The sequence below is a fragment of the Bradyrhizobium sp. 187 genome (assembly GCF_023101005.1).
GTDB classification, from domain to species: domain Bacteria; phylum Pseudomonadota; class Alphaproteobacteria; order Rhizobiales; family Xanthobacteraceae; genus Bradyrhizobium; species Bradyrhizobium canariense_D.
The window spans coordinates 3,187,994-3,212,276 of the sequence record NZ_CP064693.1 but is presented as its reverse complement, the minus strand read 5'-3'; the positions used below and the strand labels follow the sequence as shown (position 1 = coordinate 3,212,276).

General features: G+C 63.7%; 23 protein-coding genes and 1 pseudogene. 9 read left to right on the top strand and 15 right to left on the bottom strand.

The window, feature by feature from the left end; translation table 11 throughout:
* The first annotated feature begins 14 nt into the window (after positions 1–14).
* Together IVB19_RS15145 and glsA are read left to right on the top strand one after the other, a co-directional pair.
* Positions 15–2,089, top strand: a pseudogene (locus tag IVB19_RS15145) (TRAP transporter permease).
* A 22-nt stretch (positions 2,090–2,111) separates the two neighbouring features.
* Positions 2,112–3,959, top strand: coding sequence for a glutaminase A (gene glsA / locus IVB19_RS15140; protein ID WP_247821563.1), 1,848 nt, complete (start codon positions 2,112–2,114; stop codon positions 3,957–3,959).
* Positions 3,960–3,964: 5 nt separating this feature from the next.
* Here the strand turns inward: glsA and IVB19_RS15135 are convergent, their stop codons facing one another.
* The 14 genes from IVB19_RS15135 to IVB19_RS15070 all read right to left on the bottom strand — a co-directional run bounded on the left by IVB19_RS15135 (position 3,965) and on the right by IVB19_RS15070 (position 16,893).
* The gene (locus IVB19_RS15135; RefSeq protein WP_026233761.1) at positions 3,965–4,267 is read right to left on the bottom strand and encodes a nucleoside triphosphate pyrophosphohydrolase family protein; all 303 of its coding nucleotides are present in this window, start codon (positions 4,265–4,267) and stop codon (positions 3,965–3,967) included.
* Between the two features lie 26 nt (positions 4,268–4,293).
* Positions 4,294–4,821: a carboxymuconolactone decarboxylase family protein gene (locus tag IVB19_RS15130; protein ID WP_085352807.1), complete on the bottom strand. Its 528-nt coding sequence runs from the start codon at positions 4,819–4,821 to the stop codon at positions 4,294–4,296.
* Between the two features lie 604 nt (positions 4,822–5,425).
* A complete protein-coding gene (locus IVB19_RS15125) occupies positions 5,426–5,785 on the bottom strand; it encodes a Zn-ribbon domain-containing OB-fold protein (protein ID WP_018459237.1) in 360 nt (119 codons plus the stop codon).
* Positions 5,782–6,918, bottom strand: coding sequence for a thiolase family protein (locus IVB19_RS15120; protein ID WP_018459238.1), 1,137 nt, complete (start codon positions 6,916–6,918; stop codon positions 5,782–5,784). Before IVB19_RS15120 ends, IVB19_RS15125 begins: the two co-directional genes overlap by 4 nt.
* On the bottom strand, positions 6,915–8,138 hold the full coding sequence (locus IVB19_RS15115; RefSeq protein WP_018459239.1) for a CaiB/BaiF CoA transferase family protein: 1,224 nt from the start codon (positions 8,136–8,138) through the stop codon (positions 6,915–6,917). Before IVB19_RS15115 ends, IVB19_RS15120 begins: the two co-directional genes overlap by 4 nt.
* 121 nt (positions 8,139–8,259) lie before the next feature.
* Positions 8,260–8,466 (bottom strand): hypothetical protein, encoded by a 207-nt coding sequence (locus tag IVB19_RS15110; protein ID WP_018459240.1) that lies wholly within the window; start codon positions 8,464–8,466, stop codon positions 8,260–8,262.
* Between the two features lie 118 nt (positions 8,467–8,584).
* Positions 8,585–9,754 carry an acetyl-CoA acetyltransferase gene (locus IVB19_RS15105; protein WP_007609038.1) on the bottom strand — a complete coding sequence of 390 codons (1,170 nt, stop codon included), beginning with the start codon at positions 9,752–9,754 and terminating at the stop codon, positions 8,585–8,587.
* Positions 9,755–9,813: 59 nt separating this feature from the next.
* Positions 9,814–10,464 carry a bifunctional 4-hydroxy-2-oxoglutarate aldolase/2-dehydro-3-deoxy-phosphogluconate aldolase gene (locus IVB19_RS15100; protein WP_018459241.1) on the bottom strand — a complete coding sequence of 217 codons (651 nt, stop codon included), beginning with the start codon at positions 10,462–10,464 and terminating at the stop codon, positions 9,814–9,816.
* A gap of 13 nt (positions 10,465–10,477) precedes the next feature.
* Positions 10,478–11,458 (bottom strand): sugar kinase, encoded by a 981-nt coding sequence (locus tag IVB19_RS15095; protein WP_018459242.1) that lies wholly within the window; start codon positions 11,456–11,458, stop codon positions 10,478–10,480.
* 23 nt (positions 11,459–11,481) lie between these two features.
* Positions 11,482–12,468: a D-erythronate dehydrogenase gene (denD, locus tag IVB19_RS15090; protein WP_247821562.1), complete on the bottom strand. Its 987-nt coding sequence runs from the start codon at positions 12,466–12,468 to the stop codon at positions 11,482–11,484.
* Between the two features lie 79 nt (positions 12,469–12,547).
* The gene (locus tag IVB19_RS15085) at positions 12,548–13,423 is read right to left on the bottom strand and encodes a carbohydrate ABC transporter permease (protein ID WP_007592322.1); all 876 of its coding nucleotides are present in this window, start codon (positions 13,421–13,423) and stop codon (positions 12,548–12,550) included.
* Positions 13,424–13,425: 2 nt separating this feature from the next.
* On the bottom strand, positions 13,426–14,373 hold the full coding sequence (locus IVB19_RS15080) for a carbohydrate ABC transporter permease (protein WP_007592324.1): 948 nt from the start codon (positions 14,371–14,373) through the stop codon (positions 13,426–13,428).
* A gap of 66 nt (positions 14,374–14,439) precedes the next feature.
* Positions 14,440–15,753 (bottom strand): ABC transporter substrate-binding protein, encoded by a 1,314-nt coding sequence (locus IVB19_RS15075; RefSeq protein ID WP_018459245.1) that lies wholly within the window; start codon positions 15,751–15,753, stop codon positions 14,440–14,442.
* A 78-nt stretch (positions 15,754–15,831) separates the two neighbouring features.
* Entirely contained in the window at positions 15,832–16,893 is a 1,062-nt protein-coding gene (locus IVB19_RS15070) for an ABC transporter ATP-binding protein (protein WP_007592328.1), read from the bottom strand.
* Between the two features lie 201 nt (positions 16,894–17,094).
* On the opposite strand from IVB19_RS15070, the gene gntR reads away from it, so the two are divergent.
* The 7 genes from gntR to IVB19_RS15035 all read left to right on the top strand — a co-directional run bounded on the left by gntR (position 17,095) and on the right by IVB19_RS15035 (position 23,480).
* On the top strand, positions 17,095–18,195 hold the full coding sequence (gene gntR / locus IVB19_RS15065) for an HTH-type transcriptional regulator GntR (RefSeq protein WP_247406406.1): 1,101 nt from the start codon (positions 17,095–17,097) through the stop codon (positions 18,193–18,195).
* A gap of 121 nt (positions 18,196–18,316) precedes the next feature.
* On the top strand, positions 18,317–20,146 hold the full coding sequence (locus tag IVB19_RS15060) for an IlvD/Edd family dehydratase (protein WP_247369212.1): 1,830 nt from the start codon (positions 18,317–18,319) through the stop codon (positions 20,144–20,146).
* A 113-nt stretch (positions 20,147–20,259) separates the two neighbouring features.
* Positions 20,260–20,991, top strand: a complete 732-nt coding sequence (locus IVB19_RS15055) for an SDR family oxidoreductase (RefSeq protein WP_018459248.1) — start codon at positions 20,260–20,262, stop codon at positions 20,989–20,991.
* A gap of 15 nt (positions 20,992–21,006) precedes the next feature.
* On the top strand, positions 21,007–21,753 hold the full coding sequence (locus tag IVB19_RS15050) for an SDR family NAD(P)-dependent oxidoreductase (protein WP_018459249.1): 747 nt from the start codon (positions 21,007–21,009) through the stop codon (positions 21,751–21,753).
* A 7-nt stretch (positions 21,754–21,760) separates the two neighbouring features.
* A complete protein-coding gene (locus tag IVB19_RS15045) occupies positions 21,761–22,153 on the top strand; it encodes a GFA family protein (protein WP_085362164.1) in 393 nt (130 codons plus the stop codon).
* A 161-nt stretch (positions 22,154–22,314) separates the two neighbouring features.
* Complete coding sequence (locus IVB19_RS15040) at positions 22,315–22,995, top strand: site-2 protease family protein (protein WP_026233763.1); 681 nt, start codon at positions 22,315–22,317, stop codon at positions 22,993–22,995.
* A 62-nt stretch (positions 22,996–23,057) separates the two neighbouring features.
* Positions 23,058–23,480: a hypothetical protein gene (locus IVB19_RS15035; protein ID WP_085352797.1), complete on the top strand. Its 423-nt coding sequence runs from the start codon at positions 23,058–23,060 to the stop codon at positions 23,478–23,480.
* On the opposite strand, the gene IVB19_RS15030 is transcribed toward IVB19_RS15035, so the two are convergent.
* A complete protein-coding gene (locus IVB19_RS15030; protein WP_085352796.1) occupies positions 23,468–24,283 on the bottom strand; it encodes an energy transducer TonB in 816 nt (271 codons plus the stop codon). The two genes, IVB19_RS15035 and IVB19_RS15030, sit on opposite strands and share 13 nt — an antisense overlap.

Below are 24,283 nucleotides of genomic sequence, written 5' to 3'. Positions count from 1 at the left end.
GCCCGGGGTCGATCATGTCGTCTGCTTCAGTCTCCACCCCCTCCCAGGACGAGGCCAAGCGGATCGTGTTCGACGATCCGCATGGCGCCGCCGCCAACATGCAGGAAGCGGAAGTTACGCGCGTGCGAAGCTTGCGTGGCGCGTGGCGCTGGCTGCTCGTCCTCGCGACCGCCGCGACCATCCTGCTCTGCATCAACCAGCAATTCTCGCTGCGCTTCTTCGTCGGCTACACCCAGCTCAACACGGAATACTTCTACCTCCTGATCGCCCTGATGCTGCCGTTCACGTTCCTGATCTTCCCGGGGACCCCGCGCGCGCCGCTCGACCGCATTCCCTGGTATGACCTTCTCTGCTTCGTCGTGACCTTTGCCGCCGCGCTGCTGTTGATGTCGAACGTCCGCAAGGCCGCCGAGGCCGGCTGGGAATTCGGCGGCGCGCCGAACAGCGTGATCGCAGCCGGTCTCGTGATGTGGGTGATGTTGATGGAGCGCTGCGCCGCACCGGCGGCTGGAGCCTGCTACTGAGCGTGCTTCCCTTCACCGTCTATCCGCTGTTCGCGGAATCCAGCTGGCTCGGGCCGTTCCGCGGCACGCAGTCGACGCTGGAGCAGGCGACCGCCTATCGCGTGCTGTCGGGCGAGAGCCTGCTCGGCATTCCCATCCAGGCGTTTGCCGACACCGTGATCGGCTTCCTGGTGTTCGGCACCGCGTTGATGATGACCGGCGCCGGAAAGTTCTTCATCAATCTCGCCTTCGCGCTGTGTGGCACGTTCCGCGGCGGCGCGGCCAAGGTGTGCATCTTCGCCAGCGGCCTGCTCGGCATGATGTCAGGCTCGATCATCTCCAACGTGCTGACCGCCGGCACCATGACCATTCCGGTGATGAAGAAGAGCGGCTTTCGCGCCTCCTATGCGGGCGCGATCGAGGCTTGTGCCTCGACCGGCGCGGTGCTGGCGCCGCCGGTGATGGGCGCGACCGCCTTCGTAATCGCGCAGTTCCTCAATGTCAGCTACGCCGATGTCGCGATCGCGGCCATCATTCCCGCCGCGCTCTATTATATCGGCCTGTTCATGCAGGTCGATTCCTACGCCGCACGACACGGGCTGAAGGGCATTCCGCGCGCGGAGCTGCCGCGGGTCATGGATACAATCAAGGATGGCTGGTACTACGTCTTCGTCATCGCCCTCCTGATCGTGATGCTGCTCTACTTCAAGCGCGAGAGCCATGCGCCATTCTACGCCACCGCATTGCTTCTTGTGCTCAACCAGCTGTTCTCGAAGGACACGCGCTGGACTGTCGCGACCATCGGCAAATTCCTCGAGGTCAACGGCCGCACCTTCGTCGAGCTTGTCGGCATCCTCGCCGGGTGCGGCCTGCTGATCGGCGCCTTCTCGATGACCGGCGTGGTGTCGAGCCTCGCCAACGACCTGCTGCATATCGCCGGCGACAATCCGTTCCTGCTGCTCGGCATGTGCGCCCTGACTAGCCTGATTCTCGGGCTCGGCCTGACCACGACGGCCTGCTACATCTTCCTCGCCATCCTGGTCGCACCCGCGCTGGAGAAGCTCGGGCTGAACAAAATGGCCGTGCACATGTTCATTTTCTACTGGGGCATGCTGTCGTCGATCACCCCGCCGGTCGCGATTTCATCATTCGCAGCGGCAGGTATTGCCGGCTCGCCGGCGATGAAGACGGGCTGGGAATCGATGTGGGTCGGCAGCATCATCTATTTCATCCCGTTCTTCTTCGTGCTCAATCCCGCGCTGGTGCTGCAGGGGCCGAGCCCCTATCTGGCCGGTCTCGGCTTGATGGCGCTCGCGGCGTTCGGCACGCTGTTCATCTGCGGCGGCATCCAGGGCTACCAGCCCTTCGTCGGCGATCTCCGCGGCGCCGGTGCGCTGGAGTGGCCCATCCGCGTGCTGCTGGTGATCGGCGGTTTCGTGGTGGCCACCCCCGGCGGCGGCATCATGCCGCTGTCGCAGATGCAGGTGACGCTGCTCGGCCTCGCCATCCTGATCCCCACGATTTTGCTCGCCCTGCTGCTGGTCCGGCGGCAGACCGTGGTGCCGGACGGGTTGCGCGTGCCCTGATTGCGTTGCACAAAGAGAGGCAATGAAACCGCTTTCGCCTCTCGCTACCGCCTGGACGCGCTCGAAGCCGCCTTTGCTGCGGTTTCTGGACAATTGCCTCAACGAATTCTCGGCAGAGACCTCGGGCGCGGTCGCCGACTACATTCCCGAGCTCGGCAAGGCCGATCCTGCCTGTTTCGGCATCAGCCTCGCGACCCTGGACGGTCATGTCTACGAGGTCGGCGACTCCAGGGCGCCCTTCACCATCCAGTCGATGTCAAAGCCGTTCGTGTTCGCGCTGGCGCTGGACCTGCTCGGCGCAAACAGGGTGGAGAGCGCAATCGGCGTCGAGCCCTCCGGCGATCCTTTCAACTCGATCCGGCTCAACTCGGAGAATCATCCATTCAACCCGATGGTCAATGCCGGCGCGATCGCCTGCACCGGGCTGATCCACGACAGCAAGGGTCCGGATGCCTTCGAGCAAATTCGCCTCGCGCTTAGTCGTTTTGCCGGCCGCGATCTCGCCGTCGACGAGGCCGTCTACGCTTCCGAAAGCCAGACCGGCGACCGCAACCGTGCCATCGGCTATCTCCTCAAGACCAATGCGGTGATCTCGGACAATGTCGCGGCCGTACTCGACGTCTATTTCCGGCAATGCGCGGTGCTGGTCACCGCGCGCGACATCGCTGTGATGGCGGCAACGCTCGCCAACCGTGGCGTCAACCCGGTTACCGGCGAGCAGGTGCTGACGCCTTACGCGATCTCGCGCACGCTGTCGGTGATGACGTCGTCGGGCATGTACGACTATGCCGGCGAATGGATCTACCGGATCGGCATCCCCGCCAAGAGTGGCGTCGGCGGCGGAATTCTCGCCGCACTCCCCGCCCGCCTCGGGCTCGGCAGCTATTCGCCAAGGCTCGACAAGCACGGCAACAGCGTGCGCGGCATCAAGGTCTGCGAGGCGCTGTCCTCGCATTACGATCTGCATATGCTCAACCGCAGCGACGACGCACGCAACGCCGTCATCGCCGATTACGACATCGGCAAGAGCCCGTCGCGGCGCGTGCGCCGCCCGCAGGAGCGCGATATTCTCGCAGCCCTCGAGCAGGAGTTGCGGATCATCGAGCTGGTCGGCACGCTGTCGCTGTCGGCGGTCGACTATGTCTCACGCCGGCTTGCGGGCCGGCCGCGGCCGCAATTCGTGATTTTCGATCTCCACCGCGTCACCTCCACCACACGCGCCGGGGCGCGGCTGGTGGCTGAAGCGTTCGAGGAGCTGGCGGCGCTGAATGTGACCGTCGTCCTGTCAGGCGTCAGGCGCGCCTCCAAAGAATGGGACAGCCTGCGGGAGTGGACCGCGGAGCTGAAGAACGTCCGCGACTTCTATGTGCTCGACACCGCGATCGAATGGGCCGAAGACCAGATCGTCTACCGCTATGGCGGCTCGATCGATTTTCACGAGACCACCGAGCTTTCCGAGCAGCCTCTGCTCGCAGGCCTCAGCGCGGAAGAGCTGACCGACCTCGCCTCAATCTGCACGATCCGGATCTATCAGTCTGGCGCGAAAATCCTCACCACTGGCGCCGCAGCCGATTCCCTGTTCTTCCTGCGCAGCGGCGCGGTGCATGTCACCCTGCCCGACGGAGTGCGGCTCGCAACACTCACCGCCGGCATGGCGTTCGGCGAGATGGCCCTGATCGAGACCACCCGCTCCGCGGACGTGTTCGCGGATATGGCTGCGACCGCGTTCGAGGCGCCTCTGAAAGCGTTCGAGCGCTTCCGCAAGCAGCACCCGCACGCCAGCGAACGCATCATGCGCAATCTTGCGCAGCTTCTGGCCGAGCGCCTGATCGTCGCCAACGCCAAAGTGGATATCTTGACCTCCACCTGAGCGGCCTAGCGGCTCGCCGCCTCGCTGATCCGCCGCTTGATCTTGGCGGCACTGGTCTTGAGCAGCTCCGATGGCTGCTGGCCGGTCGCCACGCAGAGGCAGGCCCAGTAATAGATGACATCGCCGAGCTCTTCGACGAGGCCCGCCTGGTCGAGCCAGTCATCGCGGAGCAGCTTCTTGATATGGTCGGCGACTTCGCCGGACTCGCCGGCGAGGCCGAGCCCGAGATAGGACAGCCGTTCGTTCGACGGACGCTCATCGACTTTCGCAATCGTTGCAGCCCAGGCGGCATATTCATCGATCGTCATGAGCATCCCTCACAGCAATTGCTCGATCAGCCGACCACTTCGGTGACCGGCTGAAGGTCGATCTCGAAGGTCTCCAGAAACTTTGACGTCATGATGTAGAATCCGACCGAGAGCTGCAGTTCAACCAGTGCGGCCGGCGTCAGCTTCGATGAGATCGCCTTGAAGGTCGCATCCGTCGGCTTGTTCAGCTTGACGATCTCGTCGGTGAAGGCGAGCGCGGCGCGCTGCACTTCATTGAAACAGTTCGCGGCCTGCCAGTTCTCGAGCGCCTCGTTCTGCTCGTCGGTGACGCCGACATTCTTGCCGATGCGCTTGTGCGCGACGATCTCATACGGCGCCTCGCACAAAATGCCGGTGCGGGTGATCGCGAGTTCGCGCACGATCGGATCGAGCTCGCCCTTGTGGCGGATGGCGCCGCCGAGCCGGCAGTACTGCTCGAAATAGCTCGGCGAATGCGACATCATCCGGAAGATGTTGGCATTGCGGTTCTTGTCGAGGATCTCGCGGGTGCGGTCGGATGCCTTGGACGGGTCGCTGTAGTTGATGCGGGCCATGATTTTCCTGAAGTTTTCCCTAAGCCTTTGATGCTTTTTGTCGTTAGCGGCGAAATTTCCACGAAACTGTATTCTTGCGCGTCCGCAGGAGCAACAACATCGAGTCAAAATGCCGCCGCATTGCTGAACGACCTTGGCACAGTCGATATTCGCCGCGTGGGGACTTGATCGCGGCGGATACTCGCAAGGGGTGTTCCGAGTAAAAACAATTGGCCGTTGGGCGCTAACCGCGCATCGATGAGTCACGCCCAAGTCTAGGGAGAAAATGGAATGAAGGAAGCCACCAAGGGGGCGGCCTCGGAAGCGTTCGCGCATATGCTAGCGGTGATGGCGATGCTCGTCATCGCCAGCATCCTGTTCTACGGGCGCTAGTTAAGAGTCGGGTGAGAGCTTTCGTCATTCCGGGGTGGCCCTCGCACAGGCCAGGCCCAGAATTCCCGTTCCAGGCTCGGTCTCTCAGGACCGCCCCCGAATGACGGATCCCACCGCTCGCGTTGCCGCAATAGCCCGGATGGGGCGCGCAATCCGGGAAAGTCTATCGGTGAGGCGAAAACCCGGATTTCGGTCCGCTCCATCCGGGCCACATTGGAGCATCTAAATTTCACTATCTGTCTTTGGCGAAGAACGGCACCAGCTTGCCGGCGAACAGTTTGAAGCTCGCACTGACCTCATCGCCGATGGCGAGATCATTCTCACCATGCGCCATCATGCGAAAACCCTCGGCGCAATCGACCAGCAGGATGTTGTAGGGCACGTACGCGCGCGTCTCGGGCGTGGCGGCGCGGCAGACCAGCGACGTCGCGTAGACCCTGCCCTTGCCGCTGGCGCACTGCTCGCGCGGATCGGACGCGCCGCAGGCCGCGCAGAAGGCGCGACGAATATACTGCACATGGCCGCATGCGGTGCAGGTCTGATAAATGACGGCCTGTTCGCCCTTGGTCCAGTCGGCTAGACGCTCGCTCATCGCACCCGCTCCAGGAACATGCTGACGTGAGACGACAGCACGCCGCCGTCGCCGTGCAGCAGCGCGATCGAGGCGTCGCGCACCTGACGATTCGCCGCCCGCCCCGTCATCTGCAGATGCGTTTCCACCAGATGCGCCATGGCGCCACCAACGCCGCAATGACCGTAGCTGAGCAGGCCGCCATGGGTGTTCAGCGGCATCGCTCCATTGCGGCTGAAATGGCCAGCGCGCACGCGCGCGGCTGCCTCGCCCCGGCCAGCGAGGCCAAGATCTTCCAGCAGCATCGCGAGCGTGATCGTAAAGCTGTCGTAGATCGCCGCGTAGCGCACGTCGGAAATGGCAAGGCCGGTAACCTCCCTGGCGCGAGCGATGGAGATCTCGGCGCCGAGCTCGCTCAGGGCGGGGGCTGCAGTGACGTGCTGATGGGTATGGGCCTGGGCACAGCCGCGAATGCGCACGCGGGCCTCTCCGGTCCGCTCGCGACTGATGACGAAGGCTGCGCCGCCGTCGGACACCGGGCAGCAATCGAGCAGCTTCAGCGGCATCGCCACCGGCTTCGAGGCCATGACGTCTGCGACCTCGATGGGATCCTGGAATTGCGCACCAGGATGAGTGCAGGCGTGGGTGCGCATCAGCACCGCGAATTCGGCGAGGTCTTCTTCCGTCACGCCGTACTCGTGCATGTATCTGTTAGCGACGAGGCCGTAATAGGCCGGGATGGTCGGGCCGAGCGGCAGTTCGTAGTCGGGATGGCCGACCTGCGCCAGCGCTTGGATCGAGGCGTCGCGGCTCTGCCCAGTGAGGCGGTTCTCGCCGGCCACGACGAGCACATTGCGGGCGACGCCCGCTTCGACGAGATGATGGGCGAGCATGGTCATCGCGAGCCCGGTCGCGCCACCGACCTGGACGGCATGGGCGTAACTGGGGCGGATGCCAAAATGCTCGGCAAAAACGGTCGCCAACATGATGTGCGGCGAGACGGTGGAGTAGCCGCAGAGGATGCCGTCGATCTCGGCACGCTTGAGCCCGGCATCGTCGAGCGCAGCCTGCGCGGCCTTGCTCATCAGCTCCAGCGAGGACGAGCCTTCGTGCTTGCCGAAAGGCGTGAGACCGACGCCGGTGATGAAGCTCATGGGCGCACCAGTGCATCGTCATTCCGGGGCGGCGAACGGGTGACGCCATCGCGGACCATGGCGTCGATCTCGTCGGCGGAATAGCCGATCTCGCGCAGGATTTCCGCGCCGTGCTCGTTGAGCTGCGGCGCGAGCCGCACCGGTTCGGCTTCGGTTTCGGACCAGGTGGCCGTCACCCTCATGCTCCGGATCGGCCCTTCAGTTGGATGGTTCACCACTGGGAAAAAGCCGGTCGCCTCCAGATGCTCATCGTGCAGCATCGACGCGAGGTCGTGCATGGGCATCACCGGCACGTCGGCCTTGGTGAGCAGGTCGATCCATTCCGCGGTGCTGCGCGTCTCGAAGATGCGCGCGAGCTCGGCATAGACGACGTCGATATTGGCGGCGCGCCCGGCGAATGTCGCGAACATCGCGTCGGCGCGCAGGTCGTCGCGTCGCGTCGCCTTAAAGAAGTTCTCCCACTGCTTGTCGTTGTAGACGATGACGCTGAGATAACCGTCCGATGTCTTGTAGGGCCGGCGGTCGCGCGAGAGGTGGCGGGCGTAACCGCCCTTGTCGAGCGGGGGCTCATAGGTCAATCCGCCCATGTGGTCGCCCATGACGAAGCCGGCCATGGTCTCGAACATCGGGATGTCGACGCGCTGGCCGCGGCCGGTGCGGTCGCGGTGCACGAGGCTGGCGCAGATCGCGCCCACGGCAGTCAAGCCTACGATGCGATCGACCAGTGCGTTCGGCACATAGCGCGGCACACCGTCACCGGTCTGCGCCATCAAGGCGGGCAGCGCGGTGGCGCCCTGGATCAGATCGTCATAGGCCGGTTTTGCAGCATAGGGCCCGTCCTGGCCGAAGCCGAACACGCCGGCATAGACCAGCCGCGGATTGATTTTGGAAACAACGTCATAGCCGAGTTGAAGCCGCGCCATCGCCTGCGGGCGGACGTTGTAGACGAGAACGTCGGCGTCTTTCAGCAAGCGGAGCACGGCCTCGCGGCCGGCGGGCTTCTTCAGGTCAAGGCAGATCGAGCGCTTGCTACGGTTGGTGTTGAGAAACACCGGGCCCATGCCTGCGTGCCGCATCGGGCCGATCAGGCGGGTGACGTCGCCGTCCAGAGACTCCACCTTGATGACGTCTGCGCCGTAATCGCCGAGCATCTGGGTCGCATAGGGGCCCATCAGCACGGTGGTCATGTCGACGACCTTGATGCCCTTCAGCGGCCCCATCGTTCGCTCCCGATTGCGCGGCCTCAAGTGAGGCCTGCGATCTCGGTCCAGCTAACGGCAGTGGCGGCGCATGCGCAAGAGCCGCCGGCGTATGGCCGCATGCGCCGGCGGCGAAAGGCGGCTATTTCTTCTGACGGGAATCGCGAATCTTGAGGAGGCGGTCGAGCTCATCATTCTGCTGGTTGATGCGGTCAGCGATCCGCGACTCGTTCTGCTCACCCGAGGCGGCCGCGGCCTGCTCGATGAGCTGGCGGATATTGTCCTCGAGAATCGCGATGCGATCGTTGAGTGCGTCCATCGACAGCGAATCTTCGTAGTCATTGCTCATGATGCATCCCCTGCAAATCGATCAAGAGCTTTAAGGGCCCCCAGCGGGCCCACCATGATCTAGCGCAAGATAAGAAGGTGGGCACGGCGCTTCACGCCTTGCCTACCGTGCAGCAGCCTTACTTCAGCGGCTCCAGCACGGAGACGTAGTTGGCAACCGCCGCACCGCCCATGTTGAAAATGCCGCCGAGCTTTGCATTCTTGAGCTGCATGCCCTCGGGCGCTTGGCCGGCGAGCTGCATCGCGGTCATCACGTGCATGGAGACGCCGGTGGCGCCGATCGGATGGCCCTTGGCTTTCAGGCCACCGGACGGATTGACCGGCAGCTTGCCGTCCTTGAGCGTCCAGCCTTCCTTGATGGCACGGGCACCCTGCCCCCGCGGCGTCAAGCCCATCGCTTCGTACTCGATCAGCTCGGCGACGGTGAAGCAGTCATGGGTCTCGACGAAGGAGAGATCGGAAAGTGTAACGCCCGCCTTCTCCAGTGCGCGCTGCCAAGCGACCGTGCAGCCCTCGAACTGGAGGATGTCGCGCTTGGACATCGGCAGGAAATCCTGGGCGTGCGCGGTGGCGCGGAAGCCGATCGACTTGCTCATGCCCTTGGCGGTTTCCGCGTCGGCCAGCACCAGGGCAGCGGCACCGTCCGAGACCAGCGAGCAGTCGGTGCGCTTCAGGGGGCCGGCGACGTAGGGGTTCTTCTCGCTCTCGGCGCGGCAGAAGTCGAAGCCAAAGTCCTTGCGCATCTGGGCGAAGGGATTGGCGACGCCGTTCTTATGGTTCTTGGCCGCGATCAGCGCCAGTGCATCGGACTGGTCGCCGTATTTCTGGAAATAGGAGCTGGCGATCTTGCCGAACACGCCGGCGAAGCCGCCGACAGTGTCGCCGTCCTCGGGAAGATAGGACGCCTTGAGCAGGTTCTTGCCGATCTCCGGGCCCGGCGTGCGCGTCATCTGTTCGACCCCGACAACGAGGACAATCCTGGCCGCGCCGGCCGCGATCGCGCGCACGCCCTGATGGACGGCGGCGGAGCCGGTGGCGCAGGCGTTCTCGACCCGGGTCGCCGGCTTGAAGCGCAGCTTCGGGTCGGCCTGGAGCACCAGCGAGGCGGTAAAATCCTGGGGCGAGAAGCCGGCGTTGAAATGGCCGAGCACGATCTCGTCGACATCGCCGGCCGAAATGCCGGCATCCGCCAGCGCCTCATTGGCGACCTTCACCACAAGGCTTTCCACAGTCTCGGTGTCGAACTTGCCGAACGGCGTATGCGCCCATCCGACGATGCTGGCGGTCATGGTCATTCTCCCTGGCGGTCTCTTGCTGACCTAAGTCTTAGCTCAGGGATGGCAAGACTTCACGCGGGTTTAAGGGCCTCGAGGGTGCGCTGGCAGATGGCAGTTATGCCGGCCCAGTTCCCGGCCCTGATCTCCGCCGTCGGGCACAGCCAGGAACCGCCGACCGCGACCACATTGGGCTCCGCGAGCCAGGTTGCTGCATTGGCCTCGCCGACCCCGCCGGTCGGGCAGAACCGCACGTTCGGGAACGGCCCACCCAGCGAGCGCAGCCCCTTGATGCCGCCGGCCTGCTCGGCCGGGAAAAATTTTGCAATGTCGAAGCCGTAGGACAGCGCCATCATCAGCTCGGAGGCCGTGGCGATACCCGGCGCAAACGGCAAGGAGCTATGGGTGGCGGCCTTCAAGAGGTCCGGGGTCAAGCCCGGGCTGATGCCGAACGCAACGCCGAGCTTCTCGACACGGGTAAAGTCGGCCGGATTGAGAATCGTGCCGATGCCGACCACCGCCTCGGGCACCTCGGCCATCATCGCCCTCGCCGCCTCGATCGCAACAGGGGTACGCATGGTCACCTCCAGCGTGCGGACGCCGCCGGCCACCAGCGCACGCGCCAGCGGCACCGCATCCTGGATACGCTCGATGGTGAGGACGGGAATGACAGTCGCGGCCTTGAACAGCGCGGCGAGGTGGTTCTGTTGGGCAGTCGTGGTCATCTTGGCTTTCGTTTCACTTGGTCGCTTGACGCGTGGTCGCCGGCCGGTGCCGTTTCTTCGGCGGCATGGCATAACCCGGAATGATGGCGCCGGAATAGCAGATGACGAGGCTGGCGAGGCGGTGCCCGGCCTGGGCGGCCTCGACCGGGTCGGAACCGGCGAGCCGTGCCGCGATATAGGCCGCCGCAAAGCTATCGCCGGCCGCGGTGGTGTCGACCACGGGTTTAGTCATGGGCTCCGCGCGGACCTCATAGGGCCCCCCGGGAAAGCGCAGCAGGCTGACCGGCTCGGCGAGCCGGAACACCAGCTCGGAGCTTGGGATGCGCGCCATCAACTGCTCGTGGCTCTCACCGGGATAGAGGGCGAGCAGATCCTCGGTCGAGGTCAGCACGATGTCGGCTGCCGCGAAGGCCGCTGAAAACACCTCGCGCGCGACCTCACGATCCGGCCATCCCCGCGCGCGAAAATTGGTGTCGAACACGAAGCGGGTGCCAAGCAGACGCGCGCGCTTGATCGCCGCGAACAGGCGCTCGCGCCCGGCCGCGTCGTAGATCGAGAGCGTGATCGCAGAGAGATAGACGATGTCGTAGCTCATCAGCGAGTTGAGGAGATCGTCCGTTTCCGGCAGGTTCATCAGCTGGCGCGCCGCCGCACTGTCGCGCCAGTGGAAGAACTGGCGCTCTCCCTTCGCATCCAGCTGGATCATGTAGATGCCGGGCAGCTTGCCCGGCAGCCGCGCGACGCGCCTCGTGCCGACGCCCTCCGCAGTCCAGGCCGCGATCATCTCATCGCTCAGGGCATCGTCGCCAAGCGCGGTGAAATAATCGACCTTGACCTCGAGCCGCGCGAGGTAAACGGCCGTGTTGAGGGTGTCGCCGCCGAATCCACGCGAGTAGAGGCCCCCGCCCTGCCCGCTGGAAGGTCCGGCGGATTGTCCACCCTGGGCCTGCCGGAGCTCGACCATGCATTCGCCGATGCAAGCAACGCTCGCCATCACTTTACCCGCTCAGTCAGAGATCAGGCGATGAAATTGCCGCCGAGCTCGTCTTCGATGTGAATGCGGATGATGTCGTCGAAAGTCTTCTCGGCAGTGGTGAAGCCGAGCTCGAGCGACCGCTTTGCATTGAAGTTGCGCGGCCAGCCGCCGACGATGCCGACGATAAAGGGATCGGGCTCCCGCTTGATGCGGGCGGCGACCTTGTCGCCGGCGACGCGCTTCAGCGCAGCGATCTGCTCGCCAACCGTCGCCGACAGGCCCGGCATGGTCAAATTACGGCGCGGCCCCACCGCGGCGAGGTCCATGGTGCCGGCATGCAGCAGGAAGCCGACGGCGGAGCGCGGCGTGGCATGCCAGTGGCGGACGTCCTCGGACACGGGAAGAACCGCTTCCTTGCCGGCCAGCGGCTCGCGCAGGATGTTGGAGAAGAAGCCCGATGCCGCCTTGTTGGGCAGGCCGGGCCTGATGCAGATGGTCGGCAGGCGGATGCCGATGCCATCGAGGAAGCCGCGGCGGGAATAGTCGGCCAGCAGTAATTCGCCGATCGCCTTCTGCGTACCGTAGCTCAGAAGCGGCGTGTGGAAGAACTCGTCGCCGATCGCATCGGGGAACGGCGCGCCGAACACCGCGATCGAGGACGTGAAGACCACGCGCGGCTTGTAGCCGCCGCCTGCAAGCCTGACGGCATCGAGCAGCATTCGCGTGCCGTCGAGATTGATGCGGTAGCCCTTGTCGAAATCGAGCTCGGCTTCGCCCGAGACGATCGCGGCGAGATGAAAGATCACGTCCGGACGGCCGGCGATCAGCTTTTCGGCCGCACCCGGCACGGCGAAATCGCTCGACACGGTCTCGACGGCAAAACCGGCTCTTTCGGGCGCCTTCGGCTCGACCACGTCATGCATGGTCAGCTTGGTGATGTCGCTCTTGCCGAGCCGGCCGTCGCGCGACAACCGTTCGCACAATTTGCGGCCGACCATGCCGGCGGCGCCCAGAACCAGAATGTGCAAGAGCCTACTCCTTTTTATTGGCCGGAACGCGCCGATTTCGGCAATTCGTCCTGGCGCGCTCTCGAGGCAGGCCCCGCGATCATTCCTTCACGGCGCCGGTCATCGCCGACACATAATACTCCACGAAGAAGGAATAAAGGATAACTACGGGAACCGAGCCGGTCAGAGCCGCCGCCATCAGGGCCCCCCAGTGGTAGACGTCGCCATTGACGAGCTCGGTGATCGCGCCGACCGGGATCGTCTTGTTTTCGGACGAGGAGATGAAGGTCAGCGCGTAAATGAACTCGTTCCAGGACAACGTGAAGGCGAAGATGCCCGCCGAGATCACGCCCGGCAGCGAAAGCGGCAGCGTGATCTTCATCAGAATCTGCAGCCGCGTCGCCCCGTCGATCAGCGCACACTCCTCCAGCTCATAGGGGATGGTGCGGAAATAGCCCATCAGGAGCCAGGTGCAGAACGGGATCAGGAAGGTCGGATAGGTCAGGATCAGCGCCAAATTGCCGTCGAACAGCCCGAGCTGAAACACGATCGCCGCCAGCGGAATGAACAGAATGGAGGGCGGCACCAGATAGCCGAGGAAGATCGCAAGGCCGACATAGCGCGAGCCCTTGTAGCGAAGGCGTTCGATCGCATAGGCGGCGCAGACGCTGGCGAACAGGGAGATGAAGGTCGAGGACACCGAGACGATCACGGTGTTCCACATCCAGAGCGGATAGTCGGTGTCGAAGAACAGCTTCTTGATGTGCTCCAGCGTCGGATGCACGATCCAGAACGGATTGTACTTTTCGTAGTCGTACATCTCCGCGTCCGGCTTGAACGTCGCGACCGCCATCCAGTAGAACGGGAACAGCAGGAAGAAGATGATCAGGCCGAGCGGAAGGTAGACCCGAAAAAACTTCCGCGGGAAGCTCTCGAGATAGTCCATTCCGACGCTTTGGTCGTCTGCCGTGGTCATGGTCAGTCCCTCCCGCCCTGCTGCCAGCGGGAACGCTGAAGCCCGAAAAAGCTGAGCAGGATCGCCGCGACCAGGAACGGAATCATCGCGTTCGAGATCGCCGCCCCCTCGCCGAGATTGCCGCCGGTGATGGCGCGCTGGAACGACAGCGTCGCCATCAGATGGGTGGAGTTGATCGGTCCACCCCGCGTGATGGTGTAGATGAGCTGAAAGTCGGTGAAGGTCATCAGCACCGAGAACGTCATCACGACCGCGATGATCGGCGACAGCATCGGCAGCGTGATGTGGCGGAAGCGCTGCAGATTGGTGGCGCCGTCGAGATTGGCGGCCTCATAGAGCGAGGGCGAGATGGTCTGTAATCCCGCCAGCAGCGTGATCGCCACGAAAGGCACGCCGCGCCAGATATTGGCGGCGACGACCGACCAGCGCGCATTCCAGGGATCGCCAAGGAAATCGATATAGCGCGTGATCAGGCCGGCCTTGATCAACACCCAGGAGATGATCGAGAACTGGCTGTCATAAATCCACCAGAACGCAATCGCAGAGAGCACCGTGGGCACGACGAAGGGCAACAGCACGATCGCCCGGATCATCGACTTCATCGGCAGCCGCTCGTTGAGCAGCAGCGCCAGGTAAAGGCCGATGGCGAATTTCACCGCGCTGGCGGCGACCGTGTAGAAGATGGTGTTGAACACCGAAAGCCAGAACACTGAGTCCTTCGCCAGCGAGACGAAATTCTGGAAGCCGATGTAGCGCCCGGCGCCGCCGATCTTGGTGTCGGTCATGCCGAGCCAGAAGCCCAGCGCCAGCGGGTAAGCCAGAAACAGGATGAGGATGGCGATTGCCGGCACCATGAACATCGCGCCGAGGAAATGCCGGCTCTCGAATGCTCTGGTCCACAAGCTGCTGCGCTTGGCCTGCGCGACAGTGGACTCGGCCATAACTGCCATGTCGGATTCCCCTCGACGAAAAGTCGCGGCGTCCGGCGAACCGGACGCCGCGTAGATTGGAGCTGATCAGACCTGATAGTAGCGCTTGGCGCGCTCGGCTGCGCGTGCGGCTGCCGCCTTCGGCGTCACCGAGCCCGACGCCGCCTCGGCGAACATGTCGACGACGACGAAGTCGCCCATCACCGCGGCCGAGGCATAGCCGAGATCGCCGGCATAGCCGTTGTCGCGGCAGCGCTTCAGGCAGTCGCGATACGGCGTGATCTTCGGATCCGACGTCCACACCGGGTTGTCGTTGTAGGCCGGAAGCGGCGGTGAGACGTAGCCGTTGGAGGAGACCTCCCAGGCGTCGTAGTTCGCCTTGTCCATCATGAACTTGATGTATTCCTTGACCGCCTTCGGATACTTCGAGTGCTTGTAGCCGTAATAAACCAGCACGTTCTGCTGCTCGGTCGACACGCCGACCGGACCGATCGGCATCGGCGCGTGGTTCATGTCCTTGGCGATCTCCTGCTGCTTCGGATCGGTCGAGTTCTTTCCGACGGTCCAGATCGAGATGCCGTTCAGCGTCAGGCTGAGCTCGCCGTTGAGGAACGCCTTGTTGTTGTTCGAGTCGTTCCACGACAGCACGCCGGGGATGAAGGTCTCGTAGAGCTGCTTGACGTATTCGAGCGCGGCGATCGTCTCCGGCGAGTCGATCACGACCTCGTTCTTTTCATTGACGACTTTGCCGCCGAAGGCCCACAGCGCCCACTGGCACCAGCCGTTGGCGTCACCCGTGGCGTGGCCGAGCGCGAAGCCGGCCGGCGTGTTGTTCTTCTTCAGCGCCTGGCAGAGCTTGAGGAAGCCGGCAGTGTCCTTGGGAAATTCATCGAAGCCGGCGGCCTTCACGTGGCTAACGCGATAGTTCAGGCAGCCGCCGGTCGCGCCCTGCGGAATGGCGATCCAGCTGTTGCCCTTCTTGCCGTAGCGTTCGGCAACCGGGTACCAGCCGCCATACTGCGCGCCGAGATAGTCGGCGACGTCAGTCATGTCGATCAGCTTTTCCGGGAATTTGTGGGGATCATCGAGCGTTCCGATGATCAGGTCGGGACCGGCGCCGACATTGGCGGCGACCGCGGCTTTGGGGCGGATGTCCTCCCAGCTCTCGGCCTCGAGTTTGATCTTGACGCCGGTCTTCTCGGAGAACGCCTTGGTCTGCTCGGCGAATTTGTCGAACTCGGCCTGAATGAACTGCTTCCAGCGCAAGACGCGGATGGAAGCGTTCGGCTCGGGCGTGTTGGTCCACTCCGCCGCGCGTACCGGGACAATGCCCGGGCCGGCCAGCAGCGCCGCGCCGCCCAGACCGACTTTAAGCACACTTCGCCTGTCGAAATCGCTCATCGTTCTCTCCCTAAATTTTATATTTGTATTGGGTCGTCTTGTATTGGGGCAGTTCTGCTTGGCAGTTCTTTGGCGTCGCTATACGCGTTTGCCCGTCGCCTCGTCGAACAGATGAATCACGGAGGGATCGGGCTTCAGCTTGACCTTGTCACCCGGGTTGAACTGGTGACGTTCGCGGAAGACCGCGACGACCTGCTCACCACCGAGCTTCGCAAACACCTGCGTTTCCGAGCCGGTCGGCTCGACCACGACGATCTCGGCATCGGCGCCGTCGTCAGCGATGGTGAAATGCTCGGGACGCACGCCGTAAACGACAGGACGCCCGTCGGACGCCGCCGGCGCGTTCCTGAGCGGCAGCTTGACGCCATTCGGCCCCTCGAAGGTCGCAACGCCGTTGACCCGCACATGACCCTTCAGGAAGTTCATGGACGGCGAGCCGATAAAGCCGGCGACGAACTGGTTCTCGGGCTTGTCGTAGAGCTCGAGCGGCGTACCCATCTGCTCGACGATGCCGTCATGCATGACCACGATTTTATCGGCCATGGTCATGGCCTCGATCTGATCGTGGGTGACGTAGACCGTCGTGGTCTTCAGCCGCTGGTGCAGCTCCTTGATCTCGGTGCGCATCGCGACGCGCAGCTTGGCGTCGAGGTTCGACAAGGGCTCGTCGAACAGGAACACCTGCGGATCGCGCACGATGGCGCGGCCCATGGCGACGCGCTGGCGCTGGCCGCCGGAGAGCTGGCGCGGATAGCGTTCGAGCAGCGGCGACAGTGCCAGGATCTCGGCGGCGCGCTTGACGCGCTTGTTGATCTCTTCGGTGCTCTCGCCCCGCAGCTTCATCGAGAAGCCCATGTTCTCGCCGACCGTCATGTGCGGATAGAGCGCGTAGTTCTGGAACACCATCGCAATGTCCCGCTCCTTGGGCTGGACATTGTTGACGACGCGGTCGCCGATCGAGATCGTGCCTGAGGTGATGTTCTCGAGACCGGCGAGCATGCGCAGAAGCGTCGACTTGCCGCAGCCGGAGGGGCCAACCAGGACAACGAACTGGCCGTCCTCGATCGGAATCGAAACGCCGTGCAGGACTTCAAAATTGCCGAACGATTTCCGCACGTCGCGGATTTGCACAGACGACATCTAGCTCCCTCCTCGAAAGTCCACGACGCATCTCGCGCCGCGACCGTCTTGTTTTTCAGACTTCACCGAGCGAAGCCCAACCTTAGCGGGCGACATTGTCGGCAGTTTGTGCGGTTTTGGCAATTTGTCTTTGGTTAGTCCGTGCTGGTAGCGCTGTCAACGTTCCTTTGTTTGCGACATTGAGTGTGTTAAGAGCAGCAAATGGGTCGAAACCGCACCAAGTCAGGCAAAATCCGGCTGGCGGAAGTCGCCGAGCTCGCCGGCGTCAGCCCGATCACAGCGTCCCGCTTCTTCCGCAATCCCGAGGCGCTGTCGCTCGCCAAACGGACCCGGGTCGAGAGCGCAGCCAGGGAGCTCGGCTATGTGCCGAACCTGGCGGCGCGCGCGTTGGCCTCGCAGCGCACCGAGGTGATCGGTGTCTTGATTCCGTCGCTGACCAATAACGTGTTCTCCGACGTGCTACGCGGCATCTACGACGCCTCCGAAAACAGCCGCTACTCGATCCAGTTGTCCAACACACGCTACAGTATTCTCCAGGAGGAGAAGCTGCTGCGGCTGTTTCTTGCGCAGAAGCCGGCCGGGCTGATCGTCACCGGCATCGACCAGACCACGGAATCGCGCGCAATGCTCGATGCCGCCGACTGCCCGATCGTGCAGATCATGGAGATCGGACCCAATCCGATCGACATGATGATCGGCTTTTCGCACTATGACGCAGCCCGTGCGGCGGTTGCGCATCTGTTCGCGCAAGGTCACCGCAAGATCGGTTTCGTCGGCGCACGGATGGATCCGCGGGTGCAGCGCCGGCTCGACGGATACGTCTCGGCCATGAAAGACGCCGGACTGTTCGACCAACGCCTCGTCGTCACCACGGCGACTCCGACCTCGGTAACGCTCGGAGGCGCCCTGTTCACCGATCTCCTGGCGCGGGAGCCCGGCATGGACGCGGTGTTCTGCGCCAATGACGACCTCGCGCTGGGTGTGCTGTTCGAATGCAGGCGCCGCGAGATCGCGATCCCCGAACAGATCGCGATCGTAGGCTTCAACGATCTCGAATTCATGGCCTCCGCCGTCCCGACTTTGACGAGCGTGCGCACCAACCGCTACGAGATGGGCAACACGGCCGCCAGCATGTTGATCGAGGCGATCGACGGACGGCGCCCGGAGCACCCGGTGCTCGATCTCGGCTTCAAGGTGATCGAGCGGCAAAGCTCGTCGGCCCGGCGTTCCGACAACCGGCCAGCCGTTTCAGGCGGGGGCGTCGCGAACAAAATGGTAGCGTTACCAAGTGGCCATGACTAGTATCGGATTTGTGAGGAAACGACCCGCCAGCGGCAGGCAAATCGTCGCTCGCGCCGTTGGGCATCGCACAAGCCGATACCATAAAACGGACGCCAGTGCGTTTGCATTGCAGGAGAAACCAATGACAAAAAAACCAACCAATGGGCATGCCCCCGCCGGCAAGGGCGCTCGCCGCCACCTCCGCTCGCAGGAATGGTTCAACAATCCGCATAATCCGGGCATGACCGCGCTCTATATGGAGCGCTATTTGAACTACGGTCTCACCCGCGCCGAGCTCCAGTCCGGCAAACCGATCATCGGCATCGCGCAGACCGGCAACGACCTCTCCCCCTGCAACCGCCACCATATCGAGCTTGCCCATCGCGTCCGCGAAGGCATCCGCGAGGCCGGCGGCATTGCGATGGAATTCCCGACCCATCCGATCCAGGAGACCGGCAAGCGCCCGACCGCGGCGCTCGACCGCAACCTCGCTTATCTCGGCCTCGTCGAAATCCTCTACGGCTATCCGCTCGACGGCGTGGTGCTGACCACGGGCTGCGACAAGACCACGCCGGCCTGCATGATGGCGGCGGCGACCGTCAACCTGCCCGCGATCGTGCTGTCGGGCGGGCCGATGCTGAACGGCTGGCACAATGGCGAGCGCACCGGCTCCGGCACCATCGTCTGGAAATCGCGCGAGCGCCTCGCCGCCGGCGAGATTGACTATGAAGAATTCATGGAGATCGTGGCGTCATCGGCGCCCTCGGTCGGCCATTGCAACACCATGGGCACCGCTTCGACCATGAACGGGCTCGCGGAAGCGCTCGGCTTCTCGCTGCCGGGCTGTGCGGCGATCCCCGCCCCCTATCGCGAGCGCGGCCAGATCGCCTACGAGACGGGAAAACGCATCGTCGACATGGTCTGGGAAGACCTCAAGCCTTCGGACATCCTGACCCGCAAGGCGTTCGAGAACTGCATCGTGATCAATTCGGCGATCGGCGGCTCGACCAACGCACCGATCCACATTAACGCGCTGGCGCGCCACATCGGCGTCGAGCTCTCCATCGACGACTGGCAGAAGGTCGGCCACGACGTGCCGCTGCTGGTGAACATGCAGCCGGCCGGCTTCTATCTCGGCGAGGAATTCCACCGCGCCGGCGGCGTGCCGGCCGTGGTGCGCGAACTGATGAAGCACAAGCGCATCCACGAGGACGCGGTCACGGTCAACGGCCGCGGCATCGGCGAGAACTGCGCCAATGCGCCAAAACCCGACAACGACGTGATCTGGTCTTACGACAAGCCGCTGGTGAAGGACGCCGGCTTCCTGGTGCTGAAGGGCAATCTGTTCGATTCCGCGATCATGAAGACCAGCGTGATCTCCAAGGAGTTCCGCGATCGCTACCTCAGCAACCCGACCGATCTCAATGCATTCGAGGGCCGCGCCATCGTGTTCGAGGGTCCCGAGGACTATCACGAGCGGATCGACGATCCCTCACTCGAGATCGACGAGCGCTGCGTGCTGTTCATCCGCGGCACCGGCCCGATCGGCTATCCCGGCGGCGCCGAGGTCGTGAACATGCAGCCCCCTGCGGCGCTGATCAAGCGCGGCATCATGTCCCTGCCCTGCATCGGCGACGGCCGCCAGTCGGGCACCTCGGGCTCCCCTTCGATCCTCAATGCTTCGCCGGAAGCCGCCGCCAATGGCGGGCTCGCGATCCTCAGAAACGGCGACAAGGTACGCGTCGATCTGAACAAGGGCAGTGCCAACATTCTCATCTCCGACGACGAGGTGAAGAAGCGCCACGCCGAGCTGGCGGCGAATGGCGGCTTCAAGCATCCGCCGAACCAGACGCCGTGGCAGGAGCTTTATCGCAACACCGTCGGCCAGCAGTCGACCGGTGCCTGCATGGAGCTCGCTACGCGCTATCAGAACGTCGCCGGCACATTTGGCGTAGCGCGGGATAATCACTGAGTTAGGAACACGTAGCCCGGGTGAGCGGAGCGACACCCGGGACATCCGCTCCCGGATATCGCGCTCGCGCGCTCATCCGGGCTACGGCACTGAGAAAATCGAGGAGAATACAAATGGCAGACCGCCTCAAGGGAAAGCGCGCCGTCATCACGGCCGCAGCGGCAGGCATCGGGCGCGCATGCGCCATTGCATTCGCGCGTGAAGGCGCAACCGTCATCGCCACCGACATCAATGAGAGCGGCATCGCGAGCCTGGCTAAGGAAGGTATTGCCGAGACTGCGAAGCTCGACGTGCGCAGCACCGCCGACGTTAACGCCTTCGCCAAGCGCGTCGGCAAGGTCGACATCCTGCTCAACGCGGCGGGCTTCGTGCACCACGGCACCATCCTGGAGTGTTCGGAAGAGGATTTTGATTTCTCGTTCGACCTCAACGTCAAGTCGATGCACCGGACCATCAGGGCCTTCCTGCCGGACATGCTCGCGGGCGGCGGCGGCAGCATCGTCAACATCTCCTCCTGCGCGGCGCTGCGGCCGCCGGCCAACCGTTACGTCTACAGCGCTTCGAAGGCAGCGGTGTCGCTGCTGACGCGCGCGGTCGCGCTCGACTTCATCACCAAGGGCATCCGCTGCAACAGCATCTGCCCGGGCACCGTCGAGACGCCTTCGATGCTCGACCGTGCCGCAGCGCAAGGGCCGCAGGGCAAGGAGATGTTCGTCTCCCGCCAGAAGATGGGCCGGCTCGGCACCGCCGACGAGATCGCATCCATGGCGGTCTATCTCGGCAGCGACGAGAGCGCCTTCACCACCGGTGTCGACCTCGTGGTCGACGGCGGCTACATGCTCTGACGCCAGAGGCCCGGCATGAACAAGATCGATCTCAACGGCCGTGTCGCCATCGTCACCGGCGGCGCGCAGGGCTTTGGCCGCGCCATTGTTCAGCGCTTCGTCGCCTCCGGCGCCAAGGTCGCGATCTGGGATTTTGATGCAGCCCTGGCCGAGAAGACGGCAAAGGAAATCGGCGATAACACCTGCGTCTTCAAGGTCGACGTCACCGATACCGCGGCCGTCGAGCAGGCCCGCGACGCGACGCTGGCCGCCTTCGGCAAGATCGACATCCTCGTCAACAATGCCGGCATCGCCGGCGTCAACAAGCCGGTCTGGGAGACCGATCTCGAGGAATGGCGGAAAGTTCTGCGCATCAACCTCGACGGCCCTTTCATCGTCTGCAAGGCGATCGTGCCTTGGATGCTCAAGCAGAAGTACGGGCGCATCGTCAACATCGCCTCGATCGCCGGCAAGGAAGGCAATCCCAACGCCTCGCATTATTCGGCGTCCAAGGCCGGCCTGATCGCGCTGACCAAGTCGCTCGGCAAGGAATTGGCCGCACACGACATTCTCGTCAATGCGGTGACTCCCGCGGCTGCGAAGACGGCGATCTTCGACCAGATGACGCAGCAGCATATCGACTTCATGCTGTCGAAAATCCCGAAAGCGCGCTTTGTGCTGGTGGAAGAGCTAGCCGCGATGGTGAGCTGGCTCGCATCCGAGGACTGCGCGTTCTCGACCGGCGCCGTGTTCGACATCTCGGGTGGGCGGGCAACCTATTGAGGCAGCCATGATCCGAGAAGGCGGATGTCTGTGCGGCGCGGTGCGGTTCAAGGCGGAGGGCGAGCCGCTCAACGTCCGCATCTGCCATTGTCGCATCTGTCAGAAGGCGATGGGCTCGCCCTACTTCGCCCGCGCGCAATTCGACCAGCGCGCACTGACTGTCGAGGGCGACACCGAGCGCTATGCGTCGTCCGAGAACATCGACCGCGTGTTCTGTAAGCGCTGCGGCACGCGCCTGTTCGCCTGGCGGCGCAACGGCACGCTGGCTGGCGTTGCGCTGGCGACCTTCGACGATCGCAACGCGTTTGTGCCCACCGAGCACATCTGGGTCAGCGAAAAGATGGGCTGGGTGACGATCGAGGACGGCATGATCCGATATGACGGGACGATCCCGACGTAGCTCATCCGGCGCCAAGGCTCCACGTCACGGCCGCTGGTCTCGCCGATCATTTGCGGCGTGGCATTTCGGGACCGCCCACCCTATGTTGGGGTGACGCGTTGCTGCACCACCGGTTGGCTGGGTCGGCTGCAAGACCGCAGGCAAACCGGGACGGACGAGCCGTGAACATTTCCTTGTATGACCTCTCGGTGTGGGTGCTGCCGCTGGTGCTCGCCATCACCTTCCACGAGGCTGCCCACGCCTTCGTCGCACATCGTCTCGGTGATGATACCGCATGGCAGCTCGGCCGTGTCAGCTTCAACCCGCTCCGCCACATCGACCCGTTCGGCACGCTGATATTGCCGGCGATGCTGCTGTTCGCGCATTCGCCATTCCTGTTCGGCTATGCCAAGCCTGTGCCGGTGAATTTCCGCAAGCTCAACGACCCCAGACTCGGCATGGTCTGGGTGGCGCTGGCCGGGCCCGCCACCAACATCCTGCTGGCGCTGTCCGCAGCTCTTGCCCTGCACGCCCTGCCCTGGGCCCCAGCGAACTCGGCGCAATGGATCTTTGACAATCTCAAGAACGCACTGCTGATCAACGCGGTGCTGGCGGTGTTCAACATGATGCCGATCCCGCCGCTCGACGGCGGGCGCGTCGCGGTAGGGCTGCTGCCCCGGCCGCTCGCCCTCCCGCTGGCGCGGCTCGAGCCGTTCGGGATGCTGATTCTGATCGGCTTGCTGATCCTGCTACCGCTGGCAGGCTCGCAGTTCGGTCTAAATCTTGATGTTATTTCAGCAATACTGCGAACGTTGACCGGTTATGTGATTCAGGCTGTTCTCATTCTGACCGGCAATACGTAGTTGAACAGCACACCCGAACACAAGCCGAAGGGCTCGAGGCCGACTTGGTCAAAGCTGCCGATATGCTGATCGCGCGACGCGCTGATACCCGCGCTCGCGCCGATTTTGCCACCTGGAAGATGATGGCCAAGCTCAACGGGTCGTCCGCGCTGCCTCCGGAGGCGCAGGAGTTCCTCCTGAGCTACAAGAACCTGCGGGCGCAGATGAACGAGGGTGAGGCTACCGAGGCCACCATCGGCGCCATCTACAAGGCCTACTATGCCGAGATGGGCGGCGCGGGAACTCCACCTGACGTCCGCCCCCGGGCGGCTGAACCGGCGGCGGACAATGTTACCGCTTTCCGCCGCCCCGAACCGAAGCCGAAGAAGGCCAGTTTCTTCCGGGCAGCGACCGCGGGCGCAACCCAGAAGCGGCCGCTCCCGGTGGCCCTGATCTTCGCCTGCCTGGTCGTGGTCTATGTCGGGATCAGGCTCTACTGGCGCTGAGCCGTCTTCTTCTTTTTCCTTGCGTCCGGCGGCGTGAAGATGATGTCGACGGTGCGCTCGAACCGGTCGTCGGTCAGGCTGGCAGGCGGCTGCGGGATGGGATCGGATTTGCGGACAATCGAGATCGCGGCCGCATCGTAAGCTGCATCCCCGGACGACTCGACAACGTCGACTGAAAGCACGTTGCCCCGTCGGTTGATCGCGAAGCTGACCTTGACTTTCTGATTGTTGGGCTCCTTGCCTTCCGGATTGACCTTGTGGGCCGTAAGGTGCGCGCTAATCTTGCGATTCCAGTCTGCCGTGAGCTTTAGAATGTCCTTGCCGATGCCCAGCACGGGCGCCAGTGCCTTCTCGGCCTCGCGCGCGTCCTCGTCGAGCGTCTGCCGCGCCGTCGCAACGGACTTCGGCGAGGCCTCCGCAGCGGGCGTTTCGACCGCCGCAATCTTCGGATCCTCGTCCTGCGGCTTCTTCGAAATGTTCTCGGTGACGACCCGATCGGGATCGTCGACCTGTTGCGACTGATCCTTTGGAAGCTCGGTTTCCTTGGTCTCGGCCTTTTGCTCGGGAAGCGCCTGCTGCTCCTGCATCGCTTCACTATCCGGTCCCGGCGGAAGGTCGGTGTCAGGCGCCTTCGGCGAGGCCATCTCGACAGCGAACTCCGCGCCGGCCGCGCCGAGGCCGTCATCGGCGTCATCGGCCCGCAGGTGCGCCAACGCGAGCGCGGCCCCGCCCAGATGGAGCGCGAGCGCCGCCATCGCTGCCAAAATCCAAAGCGTCCGGGCTGGTCTGGACTCGTCCGACAT

Bases quoted from the DNA above. Each gene is read 5' to 3' on its own strand.
- IVB19_RS15085 (WP_007592322.1), bottom strand. From the start codon at position 13,423: ATGACCACGGCAGACGACCAAAGCGTCGGAATGGACTATCTCGAGAGC.
- IVB19_RS15125 (WP_018459237.1), bottom strand. From the start codon at position 5,785: ATGAGCGAGCGTCTAGCCGACTGGACCAAGGGCGAACAGGCCGTCATT.
- IVB19_RS15055 (WP_018459248.1), top strand. From the start codon at position 20,260: ATGGCAGACCGCCTCAAGGGAAAGCGCGCCGTCATCACGGCCGCAGCG.
- IVB19_RS15035 (WP_085352797.1), top strand. From the start codon at position 23,058: ATGCTGATCGCGCGACGCGCTGATACCCGCGCTCGCGCCGATTTTGCC.
- IVB19_RS15130 (WP_085352807.1), bottom strand. From the start codon at position 4,821: ATGGCCCGCATCAACTACAGCGACCCGTCCAAGGCATCCGACCGCACC.
- IVB19_RS15100 (WP_018459241.1), bottom strand. From the start codon at position 10,464: ATGACCACGACTGCCCAACAGAACCACCTCGCCGCGCTGTTCAAGGCC.
- IVB19_RS15105 (WP_007609038.1), bottom strand. From the start codon at position 9,754: ATGACCGCCAGCATCGTCGGATGGGCGCATACGCCGTTCGGCAAGTTC.
- IVB19_RS15110 (WP_018459240.1), bottom strand. From the start codon at position 8,466: ATGAGCAATGACTACGAAGATTCGCTGTCGATGGACGCACTCAACGAT.
- IVB19_RS15135 (WP_026233761.1), bottom strand. From the start codon at position 4,267: ATGACGATCGATGAATATGCCGCCTGGGCTGCAACGATTGCGAAAGTC.
- gntR (WP_247406406.1), top strand. From the start codon at position 17,095: ATGGGTCGAAACCGCACCAAGTCAGGCAAAATCCGGCTGGCGGAAGTC.
- IVB19_RS15060 (WP_247369212.1), top strand. From the start codon at position 18,317: ATGACAAAAAAACCAACCAATGGGCATGCCCCCGCCGGCAAGGGCGCT.
- IVB19_RS15045 (WP_085362164.1), top strand. From the start codon at position 21,761: ATGATCCGAGAAGGCGGATGTCTGTGCGGCGCGGTGCGGTTCAAGGCG.
- IVB19_RS15050 (WP_018459249.1), top strand. From the start codon at position 21,007: ATGAACAAGATCGATCTCAACGGCCGTGTCGCCATCGTCACCGGCGGC.
- IVB19_RS15075 (WP_018459245.1), bottom strand. From the start codon at position 15,753: ATGAGCGATTTCGACAGGCGAAGTGTGCTTAAAGTCGGTCTGGGCGGC.
- glsA (WP_247821563.1), top strand. From the start codon at position 2,112: ATGAAACCGCTTTCGCCTCTCGCTACCGCCTGGACGCGCTCGAAGCCG.
- IVB19_RS15070 (WP_007592328.1), bottom strand. From the start codon at position 16,893: ATGTCGTCTGTGCAAATCCGCGACGTGCGGAAATCGTTCGGCAATTTT.
- IVB19_RS15080 (WP_007592324.1), bottom strand. From the start codon at position 14,373: ATGGCAGTTATGGCCGAGTCCACTGTCGCGCAGGCCAAGCGCAGCAGC.
- IVB19_RS15120 (WP_018459238.1), bottom strand. From the start codon at position 6,918: ATGAGCTTCATCACCGGCGTCGGTCTCACGCCTTTCGGCAAGCACGAA.
- IVB19_RS15095 (WP_018459242.1), bottom strand. From the start codon at position 11,458: ATGGCGAGCGTTGCTTGCATCGGCGAATGCATGGTCGAGCTCCGGCAG.
- IVB19_RS15115 (WP_018459239.1), bottom strand. From the start codon at position 8,138: ATGGGGCCGCTGAAGGGCATCAAGGTCGTCGACATGACCACCGTGCTG.
- IVB19_RS15030 (WP_085352796.1), bottom strand. From the start codon at position 24,283: ATGTCGGACGAGTCCAGACCAGCCCGGACGCTTTGGATTTTGGCAGCG.